The organism is Veillonella sp. DNF00869 (genome assembly GCF_001553345.1).
Taxonomy (GTDB): domain Bacteria; phylum Bacillota; class Negativicutes; order Veillonellales; family Veillonellaceae; genus F0422.
The window spans coordinates 1-4,307 of record NZ_KQ960759.1; the positions used below are offsets into that span (position 1 = coordinate 1).

General features: G+C 40.4%; 3 protein-coding genes and 1 tRNA gene. All 4 read left to right on the forward strand.

The window, feature by feature from the left end; translation table 11 throughout:
- The first annotated feature begins 102 nt into the window (after positions 1–102).
- The 4 genes from HMPREF3032_RS01675 to HMPREF3032_RS01690 all read left to right on the forward strand — a co-directional run bounded on the left by HMPREF3032_RS01675 (position 103) and on the right by HMPREF3032_RS01690 (position 4,203).
- Positions 103–193: transfer RNA gene (locus HMPREF3032_RS01675), tRNA-Ser, on the forward strand.
- Between the two features lie 422 nt (positions 194–615).
- Positions 616–1,254, forward strand: a complete 639-nt coding sequence (locus tag HMPREF3032_RS01680) for a trimeric intracellular cation channel family protein (RefSeq protein WP_009352969.1) — start codon at positions 616–618, stop codon at positions 1,252–1,254.
- A gap of 62 nt (positions 1,255–1,316) precedes the next feature.
- Positions 1,317–3,047 carry a DUF4127 family protein gene (locus tag HMPREF3032_RS01685; RefSeq protein WP_009352870.1) on the forward strand — a complete coding sequence of 577 codons (1,731 nt, stop codon included), beginning with the start codon at positions 1,317–1,319 and terminating at the stop codon, positions 3,045–3,047.
- A gap of 52 nt (positions 3,048–3,099) precedes the next feature.
- Positions 3,100–4,203: an acyltransferase gene (locus HMPREF3032_RS01690; protein ID WP_062401340.1), complete on the forward strand. Its 1,104-nt coding sequence runs from the start codon at positions 3,100–3,102 to the stop codon at positions 4,201–4,203.
- The last annotated feature ends 104 nt before the right edge of the window (positions 4,204–4,307 follow it).

Below are 4,307 nucleotides of genomic sequence, written 5' to 3' on the forward strand. Positions count from 1 at the left end.
CAGTGCCACGGGACGTTCTACGCGACATGGTGTTGCTCACGGGGGAGAAAAAAGTGCTTGACGGAATATATTTAGTGGTTTATAATAGTTAAGTATTCACTTGGAGAGGTGTCCGAGCGGCTTAAGGAGCATGATTGGAAATCATGTGTGCGGTGATACCGTACCGAGGGTTCAAATCCCTCTCTCTCCGCCAAGGTTTAAAAGCGTTTATGCATTGCATAGGCGCTTTTATTGTTATATCTATTGTATTTTGTGGCAAGATGGTATATAATTAACTCAACAAAAGTTATAGTCCCCATTATAGGGTAAACAAAAAAGGGCGGGTGCAACCGTCCTTTTTGCTTTCTTATTTTCTGTTCTTGAAGAACTCAATCACCATATATGAAATAATATGGATTAAGATACCTTGAAGAACAGGGGCGAGAAAGACGCCAATACATAAAAAGTTAAAGTCACCCATTTAGGGCTCACCCCCTTTCTTTAAATAAAGGGTTATATAAAGTATACCACATTTTATACTTGAATATATGCGGATATTCGTCCTTTTTGCTTTGTTTTACACCTAGTATCTTACTCAAAAGAATGGTACAATAATTCCGTATGAGGAGGCTTTGTATGGATTTTTTATGGTTATTATTTGACATTATTGGAACAATTGCCTTTGCGATTTCTGGCGCACTTTTGGGGATTCAACGGCGTATGGATATTTTTGGTATACTGATTTTGGCGCTGGTAACTGCTATTGGCGGTGGGATTGTGCGAGATGTTATGGTAGGGCGCATACCGCCCACATCTTTGCAAACGGGCTTATATATTTCTATCACGTTAATTACGGTTGGGATCATGTTTATCATGTATCGTTATGGCTGGAATCGTTATATTGAAGGTAAAGGTGCGACGAAAGTGTATCTGATAGCAGATGCCTTAGGTTTGGCTTCGTTTACAGTGACAGGAGCGACTATTGGGATAGCTACAGATCCAACTAACTTGGTGCTCACCGTTGTGTTAGGTGGAATTACAGCTGTGGGTGGCGGTATTATCCGAGATATTTTAGCACATCGCACGCCGAGTGTGTTGAAAGAAGAAGTGTATGCCTTGCCAGCTTTATTAGGTGGGATTGCCTACTTCGTAGTGTATGCTATAGGACATCAAATAGTGGCATCCTATGTGACATTCCTTATCGTTTTTATCATTCGCATGATAGCCATTGAGTATCATTGGAATCTGCCGCGTATTGATCGGATTCATCGATAATTTACATATGACTAATCAAGATAATAAGCAAAGAATACTATAAAATAGGAGATATATAAAACATGAGAAAACAACAATGGCGACATAAGTTTGCGATTATGGCTACAGCGGTGGCAACTGCGGTATTGAGCCATGCGATCACTGCAGAGGCTACGACAGTACTCTATGTACCACAAGATGACCGCCCAGTGAGTTTGGCTTATACGGTGGCTACGGCTCAAGATGCAGGATATACGGTGTTAACACCACCTCAATATTACATTTCAGGTCGTAACTTTCAAGGAAATGCAGAAGCGATTTGGAAATGGGTTGATGAGAATATTAGTAAAGCAGATGTGCTTGTGTTAAGTACAGACTCCTTAATCTATGGAGGCCTTGTAGATTCTAGAAAACACAATTTAGATTTACATACTTTGGAATATCGAGTACATCATATTGAAGATTTGCACAAAAAATATCCTAATATACCAATGTATGCATTTGGTACGGTGATGCGCTCTCCTCGTGCTAGTGGTGGCGGTGTGGAGCCAGCCTATTATGATCAATATGGCCCGACTATTTTCCGTATTGCTGCTTTACAAGATAAATTGGACAGTCAAAAATTGACGGCAGATGAACAAAAAGAGTTGTTCATGTTGCAAGCTACGGTGCCAGTGGAATTTTTACAGGACTGGTTCCATCGTCGTCAAAAAAATATGGAAATTAATCGTCAATTAATTGATATCACTAAAAAAGGTGTATTTAAATATTTTGCATTAGGTCATGACGATACTAGTAGTTTATCTCAATCGGCTATGGAAGGTCGTTATTTACAAAAATATAGTAAAGGACTTTCCCCTACGCAATATGGTAGTTTCCCAGGAGCAGATCAATTAGGATTGTTATTAATCGCTCGTGACCATGTGGATCGCAATCACTTGACACCGACATTTGAGGTTATTTATCCATTAGGTGGTGGTGGTGAGACAGTACCACATTATGAGGACCAAAAAGTAGAAAAAACAATTGCTGAACATGTAGTGGCCGTAGGTGGCACGATGAAAACTAAAGGAAAACCATCTGTGTTACTAGCAGTAAATACGCCATTAGGTACAGTGACAGGTGAGTCAGAAGCTTTTGAAAACTTCCCTATGATTTCTAGAAGTACCAATGAATTTTTAGACCATATTCAAGCAGCTATGAATCAAGGAGTACCTGTTAGTATTGCAGATATTGCCTATTCCAATGGATCGGATAATACATTGGTCTATGGATTGTATCAACGGGATTTACTGTATAAAGTTAGTGCTTATAATGGATGGAATACGGCAAGTAATACTATTGGCTATGCCATAGCACAGGGTATTTTAGGAGTGCATATGGATGATCAAAGTCATCGAAATATGTTGACACAACAATATTTGGATAATTGGGCATACCAAGCAAATATTCGTAAAGATGTGTATCGTATGCAAGATTCCATTCGTACAGATAATGTGAAATATACAGGAACCTTAAATGAAACTTTGGAAAGTTATATGGGTGAGCGAGTGCAAGACTTTGCGGCGACTTATTTAAAATTGGATCCACGCACTGTATCCGCTCGATTCCCATGGGGACGATTGTTCGAAACAGATATTACCGTGTATCGTGAACCTGTAGCTCCGTTACAAAAAGAGTTGCGTTTACGCCGTGAAGCAGAAGCAAGAGCTAAAGCAGAGGCTGAGGCAAAAGCAAAAGCGGAAGCAGAGGCGAGAGCTAATAAAGCAAAAGCAGACGCAGCAGCTGCAAAAGCAAAACAAAAGGCTCAATAAGGTAATACAATATAAGGAGAGAGGGGCGTAGCCCCTCTTTTTTGGAGGAATTATGAGAAAACCAGCTATACCGGCCATTACCTATATGCGGGGACTATGTATGTTAGGTGTGATCGGTATCCATGTAGGGTCCTATGCATTAGCGAACCCTACGATTAATATACATCTATTAGGACTGTTAGAAATTGTGTCTCGCTTTACAGTGCCTGCCTTTTTCTTCTTGTCTGCCTTCGGGTTGTTCTATCATACATCGGTGGAGGATGATTTTTCTTATTCTGACTTTTTGCGCCGTCGCACGCAGGTGGTGCTCTATCCCTATATTGTGTGGACTATCCTATATACGGCCTACAATGCGGTATTAGCTCATAACGCATGGGGACTGATGCCACATGTGTTAGGGTTGACTCTACTTTTTGGAAATGGCATGTATCATCTGTACTTTCTAGTTATACTTCTTTGGTTTTATGCTTTGATGCCACTTTGGCGATGGGCCCTGCGGTCTATACTGAAAGCCCCCATAGTGCTGATGACTATATTGTTTTTTGCGCAAATGGCAGTGAATTATTGGTCCTCTTATATGGCAGGTTCTGTACAATTTTCGCAAGAATGGTTGCAGTATATCTTTAGCATGCGCCTCAATTATTTTGTAGGATTTTATATATGGATTTTCCTATTAGGGGGGATATTAGCAGAACGCTTTGATACAATGTTGGAATGGATTGACTCCCACGGTTTCGGCATCACGGTTGGATTTATTTTATCCTTAGTGGCTATGTTAGGCTCCTATTACTATGTAATGGCAGAGTGGGGATATACTCGATTAGAGGCCATTTACACAGTGCATCAGCTAAGTCCACAAGGATTGGTATACACAGGGATGGGATGTATCTTTTTTGTATGGGCTTTCACCGTGTCATCCATGAGTGACATCGTGGAAACCTTTTGGACAGAATTGGGAAATGCATCCTATGGGATTTATTTGGTACATCCATTTATGTTGATTCTGTTAGATAAAGTTTTGCAAATCGGCGGATTAGGATATACAACAACGACAGTCGTGCTTATGTATGTGAGCGCAGTCATCTTGTCTTTTGGCGTGACAAAAGGATTAGAAACATTGCCGAAACAAGTACGGGCTTATGTGTTAGGCAAGTAAGTCGTTTCTTGTAATACTATGCAGCCTGTGGCGTTTTTAACTTAATAAGCAAAGGGAAGAGCACGGCATACCTCTCTCAAACGGTATTTCATAATGTTTGTTCG